This window comes from Frankia sp. AgPm24, assembly GCF_023243055.1.
Taxonomy (GTDB): domain Bacteria; phylum Actinomycetota; class Actinomycetes; order Frankiales; family Frankiaceae; genus Frankia; species Frankia umida.
Window position 1 is genome coordinate 1 of record NZ_JALKFW010000062.1, and the last position, 1,322, is coordinate 1,322.

General features: G+C 75.0%; 1 protein-coding gene. It reads right to left on the reverse strand.

Translation table 11 applies throughout. The features are described 5' to 3' along the window. On the reverse strand, window positions 1–1,322 hold a 1,322-nt coding region (locus tag MXD61_RS05635; RefSeq protein WP_248811784.1), incomplete at both ends, for a polyketide synthase dehydratase domain-containing protein.

Consider the following 1,322-nt stretch of genomic DNA (forward strand, 5'->3'; position numbering starts at 1 on the left):
AGGTGGTGGGCGAGGAGTGCGCCGAGGGTGCCGGTGCCGCCGGTGATCAGGACGGTGCCTTCGGGGTCGAACGCCGGGCCGTCCGCGGAAGGAACCGCGGCGCCGTCCCGCGGGGCCGGGATGATGGGTGCCGCCCGCTCCAGGCGGGGCACCAGGGCCGCGCCGGCACGCAGGGCGGCCTGCTCCTCGTCGCTGGCGACGACGGAGGGCACCAGGCCGAGCGAGTCCGGCCGGTCATCCACGTCCACCAGGACGAAACGTCCCGGGCTCTCCCGCTGGGCCGAACGGACCAGACCCCACACGGGAGCGGTGATCAGATCGGCGGTCTCGTCCGGCGTGCCCGTGATCACCGCGCTCTGGGTGACCAGGACGAGCCGGAGGTGCGCGAGCCGCTCGTCGCCCAGCCAGGACTGCAGGATCTCCAGCACCCGCTGCGTCGTGGCGCCCGCCTGCGTCGGCACGAACTGTGGGTCCGCCACCGCCTCCACCGGGGGGCGGCTCGCGTCGGTGGGCCGCAGCGACAGCGCCACCACCTCGACGTCCAGGGTGCCGGCGGCGATGGCGTCGCCGAGCGCCGGTACGTCCGGGACGGCGCTGACCGCCAGACCGCTGCCCTCCCAGGCCGCGCGTAGCCCCGGATCGTCGTCTCCCAGCAGAACCCACCGGACGCCACCATCCGGGACGTCACCATCCGGGACGTCACTGGCCGGGACGGTCAGGGCCAGCGGCTGCCAACCGACCCGCAGCAGCAGGTCGTCCAGCGAGGTGGACGTGCTGGCGGCGAGCTGATCCAACGCGACCGGGCGCACCACGAGGGCATCGACCTCGGCGACCGGATCCCCGTTCTCGTCCGCGGCCTGGATGGACACACTGTCCGCGCCGGCGGGGGCCAGCCGCACCCGCAGTGTCCGCGCCCCGGTGGCGTGCAGACGAACCCCGGACCAGGAGAAGGGCAGCCGCGGGCCGCCGTCCTCGCCGTCGAAGAAGCCACGCAGCGCCAGGCCGTGCAGTGCCGCGTCCAGCAGCGCCGGGTGAACGGCGAAGCGGCCCGCGTCGTCCGCCAGCTCGTCGGGCAGCTCGACCTCGACGAAGATCTCGTCGTCACGTAGCCAGGCGCGGCGCAGCCCACGGAAGGTCGGGCCGTAGTGCAGCCCGATCTGGGCCAGTCGCGGGTAGAGCCCGTCGACGGGCGCGGGAACCGATCCGGGTGGCGGCCAGCTGCGCAGGTCGGGCTGGGCGGCGTCGGCGCCGGATGCGCCGGTGCTGGGCTCGCTGGTGGTGAGGGTGGCGGTGGCGTGGGGGGTCCAGGGGCTGTCGGGGTG